Origin of the sequence: Dawidia cretensis (genome assembly GCF_018598175.1) — a bacterium.
Taxonomy (GTDB): Bacteria; Bacteroidota; Bacteroidia; order Cytophagales; family Cyclobacteriaceae; genus Ohtaekwangia; species Ohtaekwangia cretensis.
Genome location: NZ_JAHESE010000010.1, coordinates 13,787 through 31,202, shown reverse-complemented (window position 1 = coordinate 31,202; position 17,416 = coordinate 13,787). Strand labels below are relative to the sequence as shown.

Genomic DNA, 17,416 nt, shown 5'->3' with positions numbered 1-17,416 from the left:
AATCGCATAAAAAAAGCTGCCCGGGGAAACCTGGGCAGCTTTTTTTATAACTACTGACATACCCTTGTCACTGCCCGTTGCCACCTTGCGGTGTACAAATAAAACAACAGCGATATGCGAAAAGTGATCTTAGACCTTGCCGTCACACTCGACGGTTTTATCGAAGGCCCCAACGGGGAAATCGATTGGTGCATCATGGACGATGAAGTCGGAAAATACTTCCGGGCATTCCGCGCGTCCATCGACACCGTGTTGTACGGCCGCACCAGCTACCAGGAATTTGGTAATCACCAACCCGACGCCAACAGTCCACAGGAGGTCATCGACTTCTACCGCGATATCAACCAGATGAAGAAGTACGTCTTCTCGCGCACACTCAATACCGTAACGGGCAACACCACGTTAGTCAAAGACAACGTCGCCGAAGAAGTAAACAAGATCAAAGAACAACCCGGCAAAGACATTTGGCTGTTCGGCGGCGCGTCGCTGATTACCACCTTTGTAAACCAGGACCTTGTGGATGAATACCGGTTGTCTGTACATCCTATTGTACTCGGCGGCGGCAAGGCACTCTTCCAGGATATAAAACAACGGATAGGCCTTACGTTCCTGAAAGCGGTACCCTATACGTCGGGTGTAGTCACGTTGTATTATCAACGCACAACCGCGTAATGTTTTCCGGAAATTAGTACCTTTTGCCCATGAACCAGACACCCGACAATACCACAACGCCCCACATCAGCACCGATAAAGCCTTGATCACGCTGCTGAAGTACAACATCGAGAACTCAATCAAGCTTACCTCCATCATGAAGCGACAGCTCGAGTTGAAAGCCCTGCTCCAGCACGGCATCCTCGACACCGAACAAGTTAACGAAGAGCTGTCCATTCGCCTCGCGCAGATCGATGAGCTCGTGCAAAAAGAGTTTCGCAAAGACCTGGACTTCATTACATCCTGATAAGCAGATCGAGAGTGTATAAATTTTTATTCCGTTGCCGGAAACGAAAATGATGATGGCTATACCTTTAGCATAGAATTAAAAGTAAATGATACCTTTAGACCAGGTAATGATCCTCCCGCAGATCATCACCTGGTTTTTTTATTCAGAAAGGTTGCTCCCGCCCGCGCCGAAAAAAAGAAACGGTTATTAAAATATACAGCATGAGCAAGTCAGAAGACCTGACCCCTTCGCAACGGGCCATTCTACAACGCATCGGAACCAAGCTAAAAGCGCTTCGCGAGGAGCAGGGGAGGAGCATCGAATCCATCGCCGCCGAAGCCGGCATTGCTGTCGAGCTATTGTATGCCATCGAAGCGGGCCGGGAAGAAGTTGTGTGGGAGTCCCTTGCCTGGATCAGCGCGTTCTATGGGACGTCGCAGGACGATGTGCCGGGAAGATAGTGTTGTATGCTTTTCGTAAAAAAAACTGTATCGATCATCGCTCTTGCAAAACGGGGGATGCCACTTGTTATATTGCTGCAAACGTTAGCTAACGAAATATTGATTCGTAGGCGAAGCAGCATACTAAAGATCGGTAACGATGTCGGTGGTTTTTTATAGTCGCGATGCGGGAATTATTCGAGGGGCAGAATATGTTCAGTATTTTTGCCTGCTGCAAGATTCCAGCCATACGAATAAAAAGATGAAGAAGAGTTTACTCGCATTGATGTTGGGCGGATTGGCCCTCGGTACGACGGAGTTTGTGATGATGGGCATCCTGCCGGACATCGCCAAAGACCTCGACATATCCATTCCCGTAGCCGGTCACCTGATCTCGGCGTATGCGCTCGGGGTAGTGATCGGTGCACCATTGCTGGTGATACTGGCCGGCACATATCCGCCGAAGAAGATATTGCTGGCACTGGTCATGATGATCACCGGCTTCAACGCACTCTCTATGCTGGCACCGGGCTACGACCTGTTGTTTCTCACACGCCTGTTGTCCGGGTTGCCGCACGGAGCTTTCTTCGGAGTAGGCGCCGTGGTAGCAAGCCGCCTGGCGGACAAAGGTAAAGAGGCGCAAGCCGTATCGATCATGTTTGCCGGTCTTACCGTTGCCAACCTCGCCGGTGTACCGCTGGGAACCTATATTGGCCACCACATCGACTGGCGGTATGCATTCGTACTCATCGCCTTCATCGGCCTGGTCACCTTGTTGTGTATACAGCTGTGGATGCCACGCCTGGAAGCAAAAAGTGACGGCAGCCTGAAAGAGCAAATGAAGTTCTTCCGCAGCGCCGACGCCTGGCTGATCATCTGTATCACCGCCATTGGCACCGGCGGACTGTTCTGCTGGATCAGCTACATCGCACCGCTGCTGACAGAGGTCTCGGGCTTCGCTCCGGAATCCGTTCCCTATATTCTGGCCTTCGCGGGTCTGGGCATGGTGTTCGGTAACATCCTGGGCGGTTGGCTCGCCGACCGTTTTTCACCGGCCAAAACTTCGGCGGCATTGCTGGTCGCCATGGCCGTATCACTTATTCTTGTATATTTCCTATCGTATAACAAAGCCTTCGCCCTGATCATGACATTTCTCACCGGCGGTATTGCCTTTGCCCTGGCAGCGCCCATTCAGGTGCTGATGATCCAGGCAGCAAAAGGTGCAGAGATGCTGGCCGCCGCGGTATCGCAGGCATGCTTTAACCTGGGCAATGCGTTGGGTGCCTATTTAGGAGGCTTGCCCATCGCGGCCGGTCTGGGCTATACCGCACCCGAGTGGGTAGGCGTGCTCATGGCGCTGACCGGTGCGCTGGCGGCGGCGGGGTTGATCCGTATCCAACAAAAACGGGAAACGGAAGTGCCCGACCCGACACCTCAACCCGTATAATAGTAAAGATGATATACTAACCAACCCCTTTATGAAAACAAACATCGGAATTCAGGAAGATCGTACCCAGGCGGTGGCCGTCCAATTGTCCAAGCTGCTGGCAGACGAGTATGTACTCTACACCAAGACACGCAATGCGCATTGGAACGTAGAAGGTCCGGACTTTCACAACATGCACCTTTTCTTCGAAAGCCAGTACGGGCAACTGGATGAGATCATCGACAACGTAGCCGAGCGCGTGCGCGCCCTGGGCCATTACGCCCCGGGTACCCTCAAGAGCTTTCTGCAGCTCACGCACCTGACCGAATATAGCGAGCGTGAAAACACCAGCAAAGGTTTCCTCGAAGAGCTGCTGACCGACCACGACAGCATCATCACCTTCCTGCGCGAAAACATTGAACCGTTCGCCAACGAATACCGCGACGCCGGCACCAGCGACTTCATCACCGGCCTGATGGAACAGCACGAAAAGATGGCCTGGATGCTCCGTGCACATTTGAAGTGATCTTCGTAGCATCGGGCCTGGAGCCAAAAAAAATCCCGGTAGATACCTGCCGGGATTTTTGTTTATGGAGGAGACAAGTTTAGTCGTGCGTCACAACAACCCGGCGGTGCAACGCTCCGGCCGAAGTTTCCAATCTGACGATATATACTCCAGGAGCAAATGCCGCGGTATGAACTGTGGTAACTTTCTGCCCTTGGGGAATTTCTGTAACCGTGGCCGTGCGACCAAAGGCATCGATCACGATCAACGTCACGGACTCGCGGAATACCACCTCCGGCAGGGTAATAGAGATCGCCTCGTTGGCCGGATTCGGGTGCATACCGATCTGCGCTGCGACAGAGGGTTCAATGCCCGTCACAAGCTGTTCTTTTACCTCAAATTGCTGTGTAATGGATTTTGTGCAGCCGTTAGACAGTGTAGCGGTATAGATTACCGATGTTGTGCCGATGCCTGCCACCTCGGGATCAAACTGATACACTCCACTTTGCTGCGTCACGCCTGTTCCGCTGAAGCTACCATTGGTCGGCTGACCCTGCAGGGTCACCGGACCGCCGGTGATGGCATAGGTAAATTTGGTCGGCTGTGTTATCGTTACGGCCTGTGACAATTCCTTCACGGTAACGGTAACATTATCTGACGCCTGGCAACCTTTACTATCGGTCACGGTAAGTGTATACACAATATTCATATTGGCATTGGTTGTATTCTCTCGGGCGCTAAGCACAGGGTTTGCCAGGGTCGAAGAAAATTCGCCTGCATCCGTCCACGCATACGTATAGTTTCCGGCACCGCCACTGGCCGTCGGCGCCCCGCCAAGCGTTACCGATGCCTGCGGACAAACAGTCTGTGCCGCACCGGCATCTGCCACGGGCACTGACAGGGTGGTGAGCGTTACCTCCGTAGCCGTACTTTGACAGCCGTTCACATTGGTGACATACCGTTTCGTAGCACCTACCCCCGGCGATGTGCCAAAGAGCTGCGCAGCGGTTTGTGACGACGTTCCGCCGGCGATCAATGTCGTCAGCCCTGCATCGCTATACCAATTGTAAGAAGTTCCTCCTGACGCCGTAACGGCAATGCCGCTCAGGTCTGTACCCTGACAATAGGCGCTCTTGCTATTCGGCCAGGCCACCGTGGGGGCAGCCGGTATGGTACCGGCAGTAATATTTGCCAGCACAGTAGTACCCGGCGTAACGCCTTGCACAGGCAAGGTACTCGAAGCGCTTAAAACAATGTCGGCAGGCGGAGTACTCGCACCGTTCCGAGTCACTTTCAGACCTGACAGTGTAATGACATCAACGTTATCGCGGGCTGCTGCGTCGTTGGCGACATCTTTGAATTTCACGGAGAAAAGAGCCTGTGTCGCAGTCACCGACGTGACCGTCACCGATTCTACATCACCACCCGCCGCCGCCGTAGCGGTAACACCGGTCGTACCCGGACTGAAGCTAAAGCCCGTCTTATTGAATGCAAGGGCGAGCGTCAGGGTGCCGTTGTCCGTTCCCTGAAAGTTATTCGTGGCAACCTCTGTCAGCACAATATTGCCCAACGCACGGGATTGATCTATACAGACAGCAGTAGTGGGTGCGGTGACGGCAGTAACAGTCGTGGCGGTGGTAAAATTCCAGTGACCGGATAGTGTGCCGGAGTAGTCGTTGCCATACTGGTCGCTGAACACGCGGTTCCCCACCAGCACATTGTAGGTAGACGCAATATCCAGTTCGGTATTAAGGGTCAGTGTGGCTACGTTGCCCGCTATACTGATCGTGCCATTGCTCCCAGTACTGTTACGGTTTATAACCAGGTCCGACGTACCCGGGCCGTCAAATGTAATAGACGTGGTTCCGCCACTGTTGGTCGAGATAAATACCGGTTCGGTGAAGGCAATGGTAAAGACCTGGGTCGTAGGGATATTCGTACTGTTGTCCGCCGGTGAGAATGATGCAACCGCGGGAGGGCCCACCACCGCGCTTACCGGTGCGCCTGCCGACCACGTTGTGCCCTTGCGGGTGAACACCGTAAAGTGGTAACTCGCGTTTGAGCTCAACGATGAGATCGACACGGTTGATCCAATGCCCTTATAGACCGCATATTGATTGGCAAGGAGCGCCGTACCTGCACCGAAGTTGGCGCTCGCAGTGTAGGCCGAGCCGTTGCCGGTAGGGACGGCAGTCACTGCGTTATCTTGTCTGCCCACCACCAGGATCTCGTCAAAGCAAGCAGGGTTCGTCCACGCTAGCACGGCAGTGGTAACGCCGTCCTGCAGCGTCAACGCGGTCGCATTGGTCGCCGTGCACGCCGTGAGTGTGTTAAGCGTATTCACGGACGAATTATTACTGTCAGCATCACGCGCGACAGAATAGACGTAGTAGAGTGTATTTGCCGTGAGACCGGCAATATCCGAAGTAGTGGCATCCACCCCTCCCGTGGCAGCCACAGACCCGGATTTTAACGCAGGACTATTGCTTTGGTCCAATCCGCCGATAATCTGGGTGGCAGACGGTGCAACATTGCTGGTCGTCACGACATAATAGACGGTAGCATCTTTGGTGATATTGACACGCAGGTTAAACTGACTGGTTGTCACATTGATGATCGACGATGAATTATAGACAGGCGGTGTAGCGGAAGAACCCGTGGTGGCAGACTTAGCATTCACCAGCGATAGATTGCCCGCGGCGTCTTCCGCCACAAAATATACGTAATATGTCACGCCGCTGTTGAGCCCCATAATGGGCATGGACGTATTCGTATTGGTCGAAGTAACACTAAATAAGCCATACTTAAACGCGGTGTTATTGGTGTGATCGCGACCACTGATGATCTGCGCAGCCGACGGCTCGGCAGTGCTGGTACTGACGACATAATAAACGGTACCAACCTCATTCAGACTGACCCTCAGGTCAAACTGTGTCTCGCCAATATTGACGATCGAAGATATGAGAAAACCAGGTGCCGTCACATCCGCAGCCACAGCCGTGAGGTTGCCGACAGCGGATTGCTCACCACTGGAATTCTCTACGATAAAGTAGATAAAATATGTCCGGTTGCGCGTAAGACCTGTAATGATCGTATTGGAAGAACCTGCCGAGGTAGTGCCAAAAGAACCCTTTATGGAGGCTGGATTTCCGCTGCTAAGATTACCACTCCGTATATCGGCAGCCGAGGGAGATGCGGCGACTGTACTGACCACATAATAGCCGGTGGCATTCTGGTCTGTCACAATCGTCAATGTAAACCTGTTACCGGTGGTGTTGTTATTGATCTCGGACGAGCTGATGGTAGGCGCCACCACCGCGGCAGATAGGCTTTGGGTTGTCAGGATTGCCAACGCTACCCACATACATACGCGCAAAAAGCTTTGCATGGTTGTTTTTTTTCTTGTGTTCGTTATTAAGTCCTGGTGGTACCAGACCTGCTCTAAAAAATTAAAGACATGCTTCCAATCTGAGCTCTTCCGCAGGGAAGGAATAAACGTGCTCCATGGTGTCCCAGCGCAAAAAAAGATACGGCATCAGGATCGTGTAAATACGGGTTTTGCAGGCAATGTAACCAACGTGAACATGTTCGGAAATAGGGCATCGGCCCAACACAACGCTGGTCCAAACCATAGAAAAATGCTAAATCGTACCACCTGACAGTAAAATCACACGGCCCACAGCCCATAATCCGCACGAAATTTGTCTTCTGATGCGCTAACGTCAAAAACTGATTATTACATTTGGCTTTGCGGATTCCAAAGCCCACCCGCGGGGTGCGGCAGTAGGATAATCCGTTTCCACTAAGCAACCGAAACACCAACTATGAACAGAAGAACATTTATGCAGCAGGCCGGAATGGCAGGAACAGGCATTCTGTTAAGCAGCCAACTGGCACTGGGTGCAGAAGATGCGGGCTTCCCCATCGTACGCACGGCGCCGTCCAAACGTAAATTCACGAGCAAGGCCGTGGAACAAGCCATCGCCGAGTTTCGCAAAAACGTCAAGAACAAAGAGCTGGCCTGGTTGTTTGAAAATTGCTTCCCCAATACGCTCGACACCACCGTATTCCACACCACCAAAAACGGTCGCCCCGATACCTACGTCATCACCGGCGATATCGACGCCATGTGGCTCCGCGACAGCAGCGCGCAAGTGTGGCCCTACCTCGACTTCATGAAAGCCGACAAGCCCCTGCAGCAGCTCATCGCCGGCGTCATCAACCGTCAGACAGCGTGCGTGCTGAAAGATCCTTACGCCAACGCCTTCTACGGCGACGAGAGCAAAGTAGGAGAGTGGGCAAAAGACCACACCGACATGAAGCCCGGCGTGCACGAACGCAAGTGGGAAATCGACTCCCTGTGTTACCCCATCCGCCTGGCCTATCACTACTGGAAGATCAGCGGCGACACCGCGCCTTTCGACAACAACTGGCAGCAGTCTGTCAAGGCGATCTTGAAAACATTCAAAGATCAGCAACGCAAAGAAAACCTCGGGCCTTACAAGTTCCAACGCGAGACGGCCGTGGCAACCGATACGCAGCCGATGAGCGGCTATGGCTATCCGGTAAAACCCGTAGGCCTCATCTGCTCGGCCTTTCGTCCCAGCGACGACGCCACAGTGCATTCATTCCTCATACCGTCTAACTACTTCGCCGTAGTAAGCTTGCGCCAGGCAGCGGAAATGTTCGTGGCCATTGCCAAAGACAACCAGACCGCCGGCGAGCTGAAAGCACTGGCCGACGAAGTAGAAAAAGCACTGCAGCTCTACGCGACAACGGAGCACAAAGATTTCGGTAAGCTCTACGCGTTCGAAGTAAACGGCTTTGGTAGCTACCTGCTCATGGACGATGCCAACATCCCCAGCCTGCTGGCCCTGCCGTACCTGGGCGCCGTCGCGAAGAACGACCCGGTATATGTCACCACCCGCAAATTCCTGTTCTCGGACGAGAACCCCTTCTTCTTCAAAGGCACGGCCGGCGAAGGTATTGGTGGTCCGCACGTAGGACAGGACATGATCTGGCCCATGAGCCTCATCATGCGCGGTCTTACCAGCGACGACGAGCAGGAGATCAAAGCGTGCATCGATATTCTGAAGCGTTCGCACGGCGACACCGGCTTTATGCACGAGTCGTTCCACAAAGACGATGCGAAGAAATTCACCCGTTCATGGTTCGCCTGGACCAACACCCTCTTTGGTGAGTTCCTGTGGAAAGTATATAAACAGAAACCGCAACTGTTGGCCTAAGCAAACCAACGCATAGGCATTACGATAGCATGGCACCCCGGCAAAAAATGTCGGGGTGTTTTTTTATAAGATATCCGTGTGGAAAAATGGCAACAGTTTAGGAGAGAAGCGCTATTGCAAGACAGCGTGCTCTTCCAGGATACAATCGCCTTTGGTGACGGTCATTTCGCGGCGTACGGCCTCGCTGGTCATACGCACGATCCAGTCCTTCCAGATCGGATGTAATACCACGGTATAGGTACGACCCGCCGACAGAAAGTCGGGAAACTCGTCTAGAAAGACGACGTAGAGGTGGTTGAAATATCGGACCTTTTGATGAAGCTCAGGATTGAATTCCATAGAGAACGAAAGACATGTTCGTTTTTATCATACTGTAATGTTAGCAAATCCTGCCAACACCCGGTCGTAAAGGCATAGTACTATTTTACCAGTCAATACCCGGAAATATCCCCGTAACGATTCAAGCAGGGTTCAAAGACAAGCTGATTATGAATGTTTTAGGGAAAATGGGTGATTCCGCTTAATTTTGCGGAGCAGGTACCGGTCTGCCATTATACGCACCAGGAGCACTATGTTTTCACACGTACATTTCCCGCAAAAGCTTGCTCCCGAAGACCTCGATGTGTACCTGGCCGCTGGCTGGTTTCGCATGGCCCAAAGCATCTTTACCACCAATTTCCTAAACTTTAAAGGACAGTTCTATAGTGCCATCTGGCTGCGCGTGGCATTGGAGAAGTTTACCGCCGACAAAACCCAGCAAAAAATCATCAAACGCAACAGCGCCTTCCGCACGGAGATACAACCCGCCAAGGTTTCACTGGCACAAGAGGCCCTCTTCGCTACTTACCGTGCCAGCGTATCGTTTGAAGCCGCCACGTCACTCAATAGCCTGCTATATGGTAAAGTATTCTACGCGATATACGATACCTACGAAGTAAATATATACGATGGAGACCGCCTCATTGCCAGCGGCTTCTTCGACCTCGGCCGTAACGGCGCCGCCGGCATCACCAGCATCTACGATCCCGAATACCGTAAATACAGCCTCGGCCGTTACCTGATATACCTCAAGATGGCATACTGCCGCCAGCAGGGCTTTCAGTATTTTTACCCCGGCTATTTTGTGCCCGGCTATGCCTTGTTCGACTACAAGCTTGACATGAACCGCGACCTGCTGCAGTTCCTGCAGGTAGGCACCGGCCAGTGGGAGCCCATCGAGCTGTTCTCGCCTGTCGTAAATCCCTTGCTGGTGATGCGCCAGAGACTGGAGGCCATACAAGAAGAGCTTCAACAGGCCGGCATCGCCACGACGTTATATCAATATGAATTCTTCGACGGCAACCTCATTCCCGAGCTGAGCGACATCGACCTGTTCGACTTCCCCATATTCCTCAAAGGCGCGGACCCCGCCCTGGGCGAGCTGGGTCCCTGGATCGTCTACGACGTACGCGACGAACAATACCACGTCTTCCAGTGCACCATCATCGGTACCCCCGCCATGCCCGGCCAGACGCCTGGCAACTATACCGACCACCTCGTCAAGGTTGACCATGACATTGCCGCTGCACCCCATGCCGAAGGCATCGTTCCCATCATCAAAGCACAACTCGCATGAACTATATCGTCTATCTTTCGCACTCCAGCAAAGACATCTACTACGAAGCCCTGTACTCCATTTACTCCCTGGCCATACGCCAGGACCTGCGGGATGTCTCATTCATTATCTACACCGACGATTCGACGGCCTTTCAAAAATACCTGGGCCATCTGCAGGTGCACTACGAGACCATGACACCCGAGATCATGCGCGAGTGGCGCGGCAAACACAACTTCGTACACCGCGCCAAGGTCCGGACGCTGCAAGACGTGCTGACCAAATACACCGGCAACTTCCTCTTCCTCGACTCCGACACCTACGCCCAGCAAAACCTCGCACCTATTTTCAATCGCATCCAGGCCGGCGAGCTTTTCATGGACCGCATGGAAAAACACCTGGACCGCTCGAAGATCTATAAGCCACTGCTGAACCATACCGCCACCATAGACGGTGTACCCGTCACCTTCACCGAGGAGGTAGAGATCTGGAACACCGGTGCCGTAGGCTATACCAACGCCGCCGCACCGCTGCTGGAAAAAAGCCTGGCCTTAACGGACCAACTGCTGGACTATTACATCCGTCACATCATCGAGCAGTTCGCCATCTCCTATACCTTCCAACGCGACAGGCGCTTGAACCCGCTCGACGCCTACGTCTTTCATTATTGGAATGTGAAAGAATTCCGTGGCTACCTGCGCCAGATCTTTGAGCATCCCGCTGCCGAAGACCGCCAGTCGCTGGAAACCATCGTCCGCAAGATCGACCCCTCGGTATTGTTAAAACAAAAGCTGGACTGGAAATACAACGGCGGTATAGTACGCGCCATCGAGCGGATGTTCGGAAAGAAGTTCGCCCTCACGCCACTGAAAATCGAGGAGTTGCTTGGTGCTTAAACTTTGCGCCAGCCAACTCCCTATAGCTTTCATTTTCCATCCCACCGTGTATATTTGTCTAACGCAATCATATGCACACACAACGCCTATATTTTATTTTAATCATAGCAGCCCTAACCACCTGCTCCCCAAAAAAGCTCACCCCCGAAGAGTTCCAGGCCTACCAGTCCGAAATAGAAGTCTGGCACCAGGAGCGCCTCGACGAGGTAAAGTCCCCCCAGGGCTGGCTCAACCTCGTCGGCTTATACTGGCTGGAACCCGGCATCAACACCTTCGGCACGGCCCCTGACAACAAGATCATCTTCCCCGAAGAAACAATCGCCGCCAACGCCGGCTACTATAGGGTGAACCAACAGGACATAACCTTCCTGCCCATCGAAGCGGCCATCGCCATCAACGGTCGACCTATTGTAAAAGAAACGACCATTCCCCTCGACTCCCTCCGCGGCGCCACCTTCACCTGTGGCTCATTGGAGTGGTACATCCTCCGTCGCGACACCCGCCTCGGCATCCGCTTACGCGACCTGAACAGCCCAACCGTAAAAGCATTCAAGGGCATCGACCGATACCCTGTCGATCCTGCCTATCGCATCGAAGCCACCTTTGAGCGTGCCGACTCTACGCACACCATCGACATAATCAATGTCATTGGCCAGACAACCGCCCAGTCCTCGCCAGGCGCTCTGGTCTTCACATTGCACGGTCAGGAATATCGTCTGGACGCCCTCGAGGAAGGCGACGAGCTTTTTATCATCTTCGGCGACGAGACCAGCGGCAAAGACACCTACGGCGGCGGCCGCTTCATATACACCGATAAACCGAATGCCGAAAACAAAGTGTATATTGACTTCAACAAAGCGCACAATCCACCCTGCGTCTTCACCCCCTACGCCACCTGCCCGCTACCACCCGTGCAAAACATATTGAAAGTATCCGTAGAGGCTGGTGAGAAAAACTATCACGCCGAAGGCCAGTCAGAGACAGCAAAGGGTATATAACGATAATCGCCATGTATAAAAAGAAAAGCGTTCTTCCCGCGATAGTATTTCTCCTCGCCAGTGTTGCTTATGCTCAAACACCCGCCATGAAGAAGGTGGCGGAAAGCATTGCCACCGAGCAGGCCAGCCTGGAACAGCTCTACCGCTACCTGCACGAACATCCCGAATTGTCCGTACAGGAAGAGAAGACCTCTGCACGCATGGCGCAGGAGTTAAAACAACTCGGCTTTGGCGTCATCGAAAAGATCGGTGGCTATGGCCTTGCCGGGATATTAAAGAACGGCGACGGTCCCGTAGTCCTGATCCGCACCGACATGGACGCACTGCCGCTAGAAGAGAAGACGGCGTTGCCGTATGCCAGCAAGGCCCGCGGGATCAACGCAGCGGGGCAGGAGGTAGGCATCATGCACGCCTGCGGCCACGACCTGCACATGTCCGTATTCATCGGTACAGCACGGGCGCTGGTACACGCGCGAAAACACTGGCATGGAACATTGGTGATGGTAGCACAGCCGTCCGAGGAAAATGGTTTTGGCGCCGAGAAGATGTTCAGCAACGGACTCTACGGAAAGATCCCTTACCCCGACGTAGCCCTGGCGTTACACAACCACGCCACACTACCCGCCGGAAGTGTCGGTTACAATCCCGGCAACTTCATGGCCAGCGTAGACATGATGAACATTACCGTCCGCGGCCAGGGGGGACACGGTGCCGCGCCGCATCAAACGATCGACCCGATCGTCCTCAGTGCCCAGATGATCCTCGCCTTTCAGACCATCGTCAGCCGCGAAATAAATCCTCTTGAACCGGCAGTCATCACCGTCGGCTCGATCCACGGCGGCACCGTACACAACATTATCTCCGACGAAGTAAAATTACAGCTCACACTCCGCTCATACTCCCCCGCGGTACGCAAACAAATCATCGCTTCCATCGGGAACAAAGCAAAACACCTGGCCCTCCAGGCGGGCCTTCCCGAAACCAAGCTTCCCGAAATCACCATCAACGAACCGCGTGTCCCGGCCACGATCAACGACAAGGACCTCACCCTAAAACTGGTCAACGTATTTGAAACAACCTTCGGCAAAGACCGCGTCTCCGAAATCCCCTCCGCCATGGTCGGCGAAGACTTCAGCTGGTTCGCCCTCCAACAAAAGAAAGTCCCTCTCTGCATGTTCTGGCTCGGCACTGCCGGCGCAGAAGCCTTAAAGACATCCCAACAAACCGGCAAACCCTTACCGTCGCTACACGCCGCCACCTTTGCCCCCGCAGTGAATCCATCGCTACAAACGGGCATCACTGCTATGAGCGCGGCAGCGTTGTCGTTGTTGCGTTAGAAGATATATAGAAGTATATAAAATGTATGAAAGTATATAAATGCACAAGCTATCGCGAATGTTTGCTGGCGCAAGTTTTAGTGCCGAGCGTTAGCGGAGGTGCGGAACTTGTGACTGAAACTGTATGCAGTCTTAGACTGCCGTGTGTCCCGCGAAGCGGGGCGGCATTAAAATATTCCCCGCCAGTCTAAGACTGGCTGCAGTTTCAGTCACAAGAGCCGCGCTACGCGCTAACTCTTGCGCCAGCAGCATAACCGGCGCAAATCTAAACGTAGCGATGCTACTCCTTCGAAGCCTTCGCCCCCGGCAACCGACTCTTCAGAAAAGCAATCTGCCCTCTATGATTCGACTCGTGCTCGCACACATGAAACCATTTCCAATAGGTATTCAACGGCTCCTCCTTCGACCACTCGGGATCAACCGCCAGCAACCATGCATCATCTTTCGTCTTTAACATCGCCAACGTCTTCTCCCGCACCGCCGTGATCTTATCTACATAATATTTTATCTCATTGCCCTTAATCTGTTTCCGTCCCTCATCACCAAGCTCCATCGCCGCACCCCATTCCTTCTTCTCCGCATCATTGAGATCCTGACGCCCTTCAAACGTATTGGCCTGATAGAAAGTCTCTGTCGCCCCCAGGTGCAGTAACAACGCGCCAATAGTATTGGCCTTCGGATCAACCAGGTAATCCAGTTCCTGTTTCGTAAACGCCTTCGTCATACTCAAAATCGTAAACCGGTTGTAATTCAACATCGACACCAGTGTGCCGATCTGCGGTGAATAACCGGGTATAGGCCCGATGACATATACACCGTCTTTTACCGATGGCACGGCGGCATCTGCCGCAAAGGCGCTAAGTCCGGCAGTTAGTCCGGCGAGGCCGGCCGTCAGTTGTGTTGTCGTGCGCAGAAAGCTTCTGCGGCTCTGGGAGGGGGATGTCGTGTTCATGGGTTTTGGTGGTATGGTTAACGTAATAAAGAGAAAAGTGGAATTTAGTGTATCACGTGCATTTATCATAACGGCCGCGCCCATACTTTCCGCTATTCGTTGTCTGTTTTTTCTGAAGAAGTACGTAACTTGTCTACACAAAGGCGTGGCTTGTCGCAAGCTCGCGATCCTGCACATACGAAAGTGGTTACAAAAGACGTAATGCAGACATGCATACCAACAAAGACTTACCTAACCAACAACGAACATGCAGCGGAAGCAATTTTTGAAGACCCTGGGGATGACAAGCATGCTGATGCCTTTATTGCACGCATGCAGCAGTGATGACGACGCCAACGCTACCACCGAAACGGGCGACTGCGCCCTCACCGACAGCGAAACCGCCGGCCCATTTCCCACCAAGAGCCCGGCTTCCCTCGTCCTGACCGACATTCGCTCCGACCGCACCGGCGTACTATTTAATTTCACGATCACCGTACAAAACAAAGCCGAAAACTGCACTGCGCTCGAAGGCGCCATCGTGGACGTATGGCACTGTGACAAAGACGGCTATTATTCTGAATACGGCGGCACACAAATGCAGCAGCAGGATTTCACGAGCATGCACTTCCTGCGCGGCCGTCAGGTAACAAATGCCGACGGAAAAGTAGGCTTCACATCGATCTTTCCCGGCTGGTACCAGGGCCGCGCCACGCACATCCACGTGCATATTTACAACGCCGATGGTGACTCGCTCCTCGTGACGCAGATCGCGTTCCCCGAAGGCTCCAACAGCGCCGTAAGCCTGGTGAACGCCTCGACGGTCAACGGCTATACCAAAGGCATGAGTGGCTATACCACCAATGCCAGCGATAACATCTTTGCCGACTCCCTCGACAACGAGATCGGCACGATCACAGGCAGTGTCGCCGACGGCTTTGAGCTCACGCACACCATTGTCGTCAACGCTTAAGCCGCCCGCATGATGTCGGCAGCCGAAGCAACGATCTACCTGGCAGGACGCCGCGGCTGCTCGCAAACGGATATATACCGCAGTGACCACACACTAAGTTTTGAAAATTATATACGCGAGGGGAGAGGCACCTTCGGCAACCTCCAGTCCCTCAATGACGATACCCTCGGCGCCGGCGGCACACGCATGCTCACCGCCCGCGCCGACAGTATCGTCTGGCTGATACCGCTCGTCGGAGCCTTCCAATACGAAACCGCCACCGGCGTACAGGGCTCGGTAGAGCCCGGCCAAACGCACCGCCTCGGGCTCTCCACGGGCTCGCAGCTAAGCATCACAAATTCCTACGAAGACGAACGTATAAATTTCCTGCATCTCTGGCTCATCCCCGAGCCCATGACACGCACCCTGGAAGTACAAGAGTATACCATAGACCTGAACCAACAAAACACACTAATTCCCCTTGGCGACCTCACTCCCGACCTTCACATCGGCCAATACCAGGGCCGTGCCGAAGGCATATACATTCCGCGCGACTCCAACAAAGGCACCTTCGCCTTCGTGATCCACGGCGCGTTCGAAATCGAAAACCGCCTCCTCGAACCCCGCGACGCGATCGCCCTCTGGAATACCTCTGAAGTGACCTTCGAAGCGCTGTCGAACAACGCAATTGTACTCTTCATCGATTCATAGATAATTTGTTTGAAATTCCCATTATCAATGGCGTGGTAATTTGTATTAATTTATTCTTGGTTCTCTGCGTCGATAGTATTTTTATAATACATTTCAGTAAAATCGATCGGATTGATAAGTAAAGGGGGGAAGCCGCCATCTTTGGTGATATTAGCGACTTGATGGCGAATAAATGGGAAGGCCAAATTAGGTGCTTCTACCATCAATGTAAACCTCAGCCTTTCTCGACGTTCCATTTCCTCTTTTTCTTCCAGATTGGCTAACAGTAAGTCTTTTGGGTAAATTATATTTACAATTGTTGAATAAGAAATATATCCGATAAAAGCAATCACTTGTTCGGCTTCACTTGTACCGTCTTTGATTAACTTCCTTGTGGCATTGAACTTGATGATAAGCTTCGATTCATAAAAGTACTCTGATAATGGAGATGAGTCTACATGTACGTTCACTTCAACCGTTGGCGCTTCTTCTCCATTCAAGCTTCTGATTCCTTCGGGATTTGCAAAGTTGATTTCATTAACAAAGTGTGCCGAGATGGTAAAATTAAAGTATTCATTTTTCATAGAGTTGTTAGATTAAATCAAATGGCGGTAATTTTTCGTCGTAATCGAATTCTTTAAATGCATCGTTGGCACCTTGCCCGAAAATATCATTGTCGCTGATTCCAAGTGTTTCGTTGTCGAGTGATATGTATTTTGATGGGCTATCCTTTTCAATATTGACATTCACTTTAAATAATGCATTTTTGAATACCATAAACGCGCGAACTGAACTGCTGTATTTTTTGCGCTCAAAATCATCCAGTAGACTTATTTTGAATTTATTATTTCTAGAAGGGGTAGCAAAGTGCTTTTCAAGAAGAACTCTAAGCCTCGTCATGTCGTTTCTCTTTTTTATTTCGTTCAGATGCACTTTTTGGTCATCCAGATCTTTTTTGTTTTCATCGTCTTTATAATAAATATTTATCGCTTCCTGGATTTCTTCATAACTTTCACAGACGTAGAAGAATCCTTTTTTGCCACTTACATGGTCGAAGAAAAAGCGAATATATTTTCTGATGTTTTCGAGATTATTGGATCGCAGCACTTTATCATCTAAGTCAACGGTGATATCGTTAAATAGCTTGGCCTCTTCATTAGCGTCATATATTGGACGATTGGACCCCAATAGATTTTTTACAGTGCCGGTTTCCTTGTTGTATAGTATCTTCGTGGAAAATGGACGTATAATAGATGTATTGTTCAAATCATAGCAGATGTACTCCTTTTGGCTTTTGCGATAGATGTCCATGCCAATGGATTTTTTGATCGTCATGTTATGCTTGGGATTGAATTTAATGGTGTTGAAAGATCCATTTAAATTAAAAAAATCTTCTGCTGTAAACTCTTTGTTGTGGTCGATAACTTCCCATTGGTAAATTTGATTTCTGTAATTCATAT

The 17,416-nt window shown here is 52.0% G+C and carries 17 protein-coding genes; 12 read left to right on the top strand and 5 right to left on the bottom strand.

Annotated features, from left to right (window positions below; genetic code table 11):
• Nucleotides 1–114 precede the first annotated feature (114 nt).
• The 5 genes from KK062_RS12125 to KK062_RS12105 all read left to right on the top strand — a co-directional run bounded on the left by KK062_RS12125 (nt 115) and on the right by KK062_RS12105 (nt 3,333).
• Nucleotides 115–672 carry a dihydrofolate reductase family protein gene (locus tag KK062_RS12125; protein WP_254084564.1) on the top strand — a complete coding sequence of 186 codons (558 nt, stop codon included), beginning with the start codon at nt 115–117 and terminating at the stop codon, nt 670–672.
• A gap of 29 nt (nt 673–701) precedes the next feature.
• Complete coding sequence (locus KK062_RS12120; RefSeq protein ID WP_254084563.1) at nt 702–959, top strand: hypothetical protein; 258 nt, start codon at nt 702–704, stop codon at nt 957–959.
• Between the two features lie 203 nt (nt 960–1,162).
• Nucleotides 1,163–1,402, top strand: coding sequence for a helix-turn-helix domain-containing protein (locus KK062_RS12115; protein ID WP_254084562.1), 240 nt, complete (start codon nt 1,163–1,165; stop codon nt 1,400–1,402).
• A 241-nt stretch (nt 1,403–1,643) separates the two neighbouring features.
• Complete coding sequence (locus KK062_RS12110; RefSeq protein WP_254084561.1) at nt 1,644–2,828, top strand: MFS transporter; 1,185 nt, start codon at nt 1,644–1,646, stop codon at nt 2,826–2,828.
• Nucleotides 2,829–2,859: 31 nt separating this feature from the next.
• Nucleotides 2,860–3,333 carry a Dps family protein gene (locus KK062_RS12105; RefSeq protein WP_254084560.1) on the top strand — a complete coding sequence of 158 codons (474 nt, stop codon included), beginning with the start codon at nt 2,860–2,862 and terminating at the stop codon, nt 3,331–3,333.
• Between the two features lie 79 nt (nt 3,334–3,412).
• On the opposite strand, the gene KK062_RS12100 is transcribed toward KK062_RS12105, so the two are convergent.
• Nucleotides 3,413–6,700 carry an Ig-like domain-containing protein gene (locus KK062_RS12100; protein WP_254084559.1) on the bottom strand — a complete coding sequence of 1,096 codons (3,288 nt, stop codon included), beginning with the start codon at nt 6,698–6,700 and terminating at the stop codon, nt 3,413–3,415.
• A gap of 436 nt (nt 6,701–7,136) precedes the next feature.
• On the opposite strand from KK062_RS12100, the gene KK062_RS12095 reads away from it, so the two are divergent.
• A complete protein-coding gene (locus KK062_RS12095; protein ID WP_254084558.1) occupies nt 7,137–8,558 on the top strand; it encodes a glycoside hydrolase family 125 protein in 1,422 nt (473 codons plus the stop codon).
• A gap of 111 nt (nt 8,559–8,669) precedes the next feature.
• Here KK062_RS12095 and KK062_RS12090 read toward each other — a convergent pair whose 3' ends face one another.
• Nucleotides 8,670–8,897 carry a hypothetical protein gene (locus KK062_RS12090; protein WP_254084557.1) on the bottom strand — a complete coding sequence of 76 codons (228 nt, stop codon included), beginning with the start codon at nt 8,895–8,897 and terminating at the stop codon, nt 8,670–8,672.
• A gap of 232 nt (nt 8,898–9,129) precedes the next feature.
• Here KK062_RS12090 and KK062_RS12085 point away from each other — a divergent pair, with 232 nt between their 5' ends.
• The 4 genes from KK062_RS12085 to KK062_RS12070 all read left to right on the top strand — a co-directional run bounded on the left by KK062_RS12085 (nt 9,130) and on the right by KK062_RS12070 (nt 13,383).
• Entirely contained in the window at nt 9,130–10,173 is a 1,044-nt protein-coding gene (locus KK062_RS12085; protein ID WP_254084556.1) for a GNAT family N-acetyltransferase, read from the top strand.
• Nucleotides 10,170–11,048, top strand: coding sequence for a hypothetical protein (locus KK062_RS12080; RefSeq protein ID WP_254084555.1), 879 nt, complete (start codon nt 10,170–10,172; stop codon nt 11,046–11,048). Before KK062_RS12085 ends, KK062_RS12080 begins: the two co-directional genes overlap by 4 nt.
• A 71-nt stretch (nt 11,049–11,119) precedes the next feature.
• Nucleotides 11,120–12,046: a DUF1684 domain-containing protein gene (locus tag KK062_RS12075; protein ID WP_254084554.1), complete on the top strand. Its 927-nt coding sequence runs from the start codon at nt 11,120–11,122 to the stop codon at nt 12,044–12,046.
• Between the two features lie 11 nt (nt 12,047–12,057).
• A complete protein-coding gene (locus KK062_RS12070; RefSeq protein ID WP_254084553.1) occupies nt 12,058–13,383 on the top strand; it encodes an amidohydrolase in 1,326 nt (441 codons plus the stop codon).
• Nucleotides 13,384–13,663: 280 nt separating this feature from the next.
• Here KK062_RS12070 and KK062_RS12065 read toward each other — a convergent pair whose 3' ends face one another.
• Nucleotides 13,664–14,335: a DinB family protein gene (locus KK062_RS12065; protein ID WP_254084552.1), complete on the bottom strand. Its 672-nt coding sequence runs from the start codon at nt 14,333–14,335 to the stop codon at nt 13,664–13,666.
• A gap of 247 nt (nt 14,336–14,582) precedes the next feature.
• Between KK062_RS12065 and KK062_RS12060 the strand changes: the two genes are divergently transcribed.
• The gene (locus KK062_RS12060; RefSeq protein ID WP_254084551.1) at nt 14,583–15,287 is read left to right on the top strand and encodes a dioxygenase family protein; all 705 of its coding nucleotides are present in this window, start codon (nt 14,583–14,585) and stop codon (nt 15,285–15,287) included.
• Nucleotides 15,288–15,296: 9 nt separating this feature from the next.
• Nucleotides 15,297–15,977, top strand: coding sequence for a pirin family protein (locus KK062_RS12055; protein WP_254084550.1), 681 nt, complete (start codon nt 15,297–15,299; stop codon nt 15,975–15,977).
• 50 nt (nt 15,978–16,027) lie between these two features.
• On the opposite strand, the gene KK062_RS12050 is transcribed toward KK062_RS12055, so the two are convergent.
• Together KK062_RS12050 and KK062_RS12045 are read right to left on the bottom strand one after the other, a co-directional pair.
• On the bottom strand, nt 16,028–16,540 hold the full coding sequence (locus KK062_RS12050) for a protein-export chaperone SecB (protein WP_254084549.1): 513 nt from the start codon (nt 16,538–16,540) through the stop codon (nt 16,028–16,030).
• A 7-nt stretch (nt 16,541–16,547) separates the two neighbouring features.
• Nucleotides 16,548–17,414 carry a hypothetical protein gene (locus KK062_RS12045; protein ID WP_254084548.1) on the bottom strand — a complete coding sequence of 289 codons (867 nt, stop codon included), beginning with the start codon at nt 17,412–17,414 and terminating at the stop codon, nt 16,548–16,550.
• Nucleotides 17,415–17,416: the final 2 nt, after the last annotated feature.

Coding starts and splice junctions, on each gene's coding strand:
- KK062_RS12125 (WP_254084564.1), top strand. CDS start 115: ATGCGAAAAGTGATCTTAGACCTTGCCGTCACACTCGACGGTTTTATC.
- KK062_RS12120 (WP_254084563.1), top strand. CDS start 702: ATGAACCAGACACCCGACAATACCACAACGCCCCACATCAGCACCGAT.
- KK062_RS12115 (WP_254084562.1), top strand. CDS start 1,163: ATGAGCAAGTCAGAAGACCTGACCCCTTCGCAACGGGCCATTCTACAA.
- KK062_RS12110 (WP_254084561.1), top strand. CDS start 1,644: ATGAAGAAGAGTTTACTCGCATTGATGTTGGGCGGATTGGCCCTCGGT.
- KK062_RS12105 (WP_254084560.1), top strand. CDS start 2,860: ATGAAAACAAACATCGGAATTCAGGAAGATCGTACCCAGGCGGTGGCC.
- KK062_RS12100 (WP_254084559.1), bottom strand. CDS start 6,700: ATGCAAAGCTTTTTGCGCGTATGTATGTGGGTAGCGTTGGCAATCCTG.
- KK062_RS12095 (WP_254084558.1), top strand. CDS start 7,137: ATGAACAGAAGAACATTTATGCAGCAGGCCGGAATGGCAGGAACAGGC.
- KK062_RS12090 (WP_254084557.1), bottom strand. CDS start 8,897: ATGGAATTCAATCCTGAGCTTCATCAAAAGGTCCGATATTTCAACCAC.
- KK062_RS12085 (WP_254084556.1), top strand. CDS start 9,130: ATGTTTTCACACGTACATTTCCCGCAAAAGCTTGCTCCCGAAGACCTC.
- KK062_RS12080 (WP_254084555.1), top strand. CDS start 10,170: ATGAACTATATCGTCTATCTTTCGCACTCCAGCAAAGACATCTACTAC.
- KK062_RS12075 (WP_254084554.1), top strand. CDS start 11,120: ATGCACACACAACGCCTATATTTTATTTTAATCATAGCAGCCCTAACC.
- KK062_RS12070 (WP_254084553.1), top strand. CDS start 12,058: ATGTATAAAAAGAAAAGCGTTCTTCCCGCGATAGTATTTCTCCTCGCC.
- KK062_RS12065 (WP_254084552.1), bottom strand. CDS start 14,335: ATGAACACGACATCCCCCTCCCAGAGCCGCAGAAGCTTTCTGCGCACG.
- KK062_RS12060 (WP_254084551.1), top strand. CDS start 14,583: ATGCAGCGGAAGCAATTTTTGAAGACCCTGGGGATGACAAGCATGCTG.
- KK062_RS12055 (WP_254084550.1), top strand. CDS start 15,297: ATGATGTCGGCAGCCGAAGCAACGATCTACCTGGCAGGACGCCGCGGC.
- KK062_RS12050 (WP_254084549.1), bottom strand. CDS start 16,540: ATGAAAAATGAATACTTTAATTTTACCATCTCGGCACACTTTGTTAAT.
- KK062_RS12045 (WP_254084548.1), bottom strand. CDS start 17,414: ATGAATTACAGAAATCAAATTTACCAATGGGAAGTTATCGACCACAAC.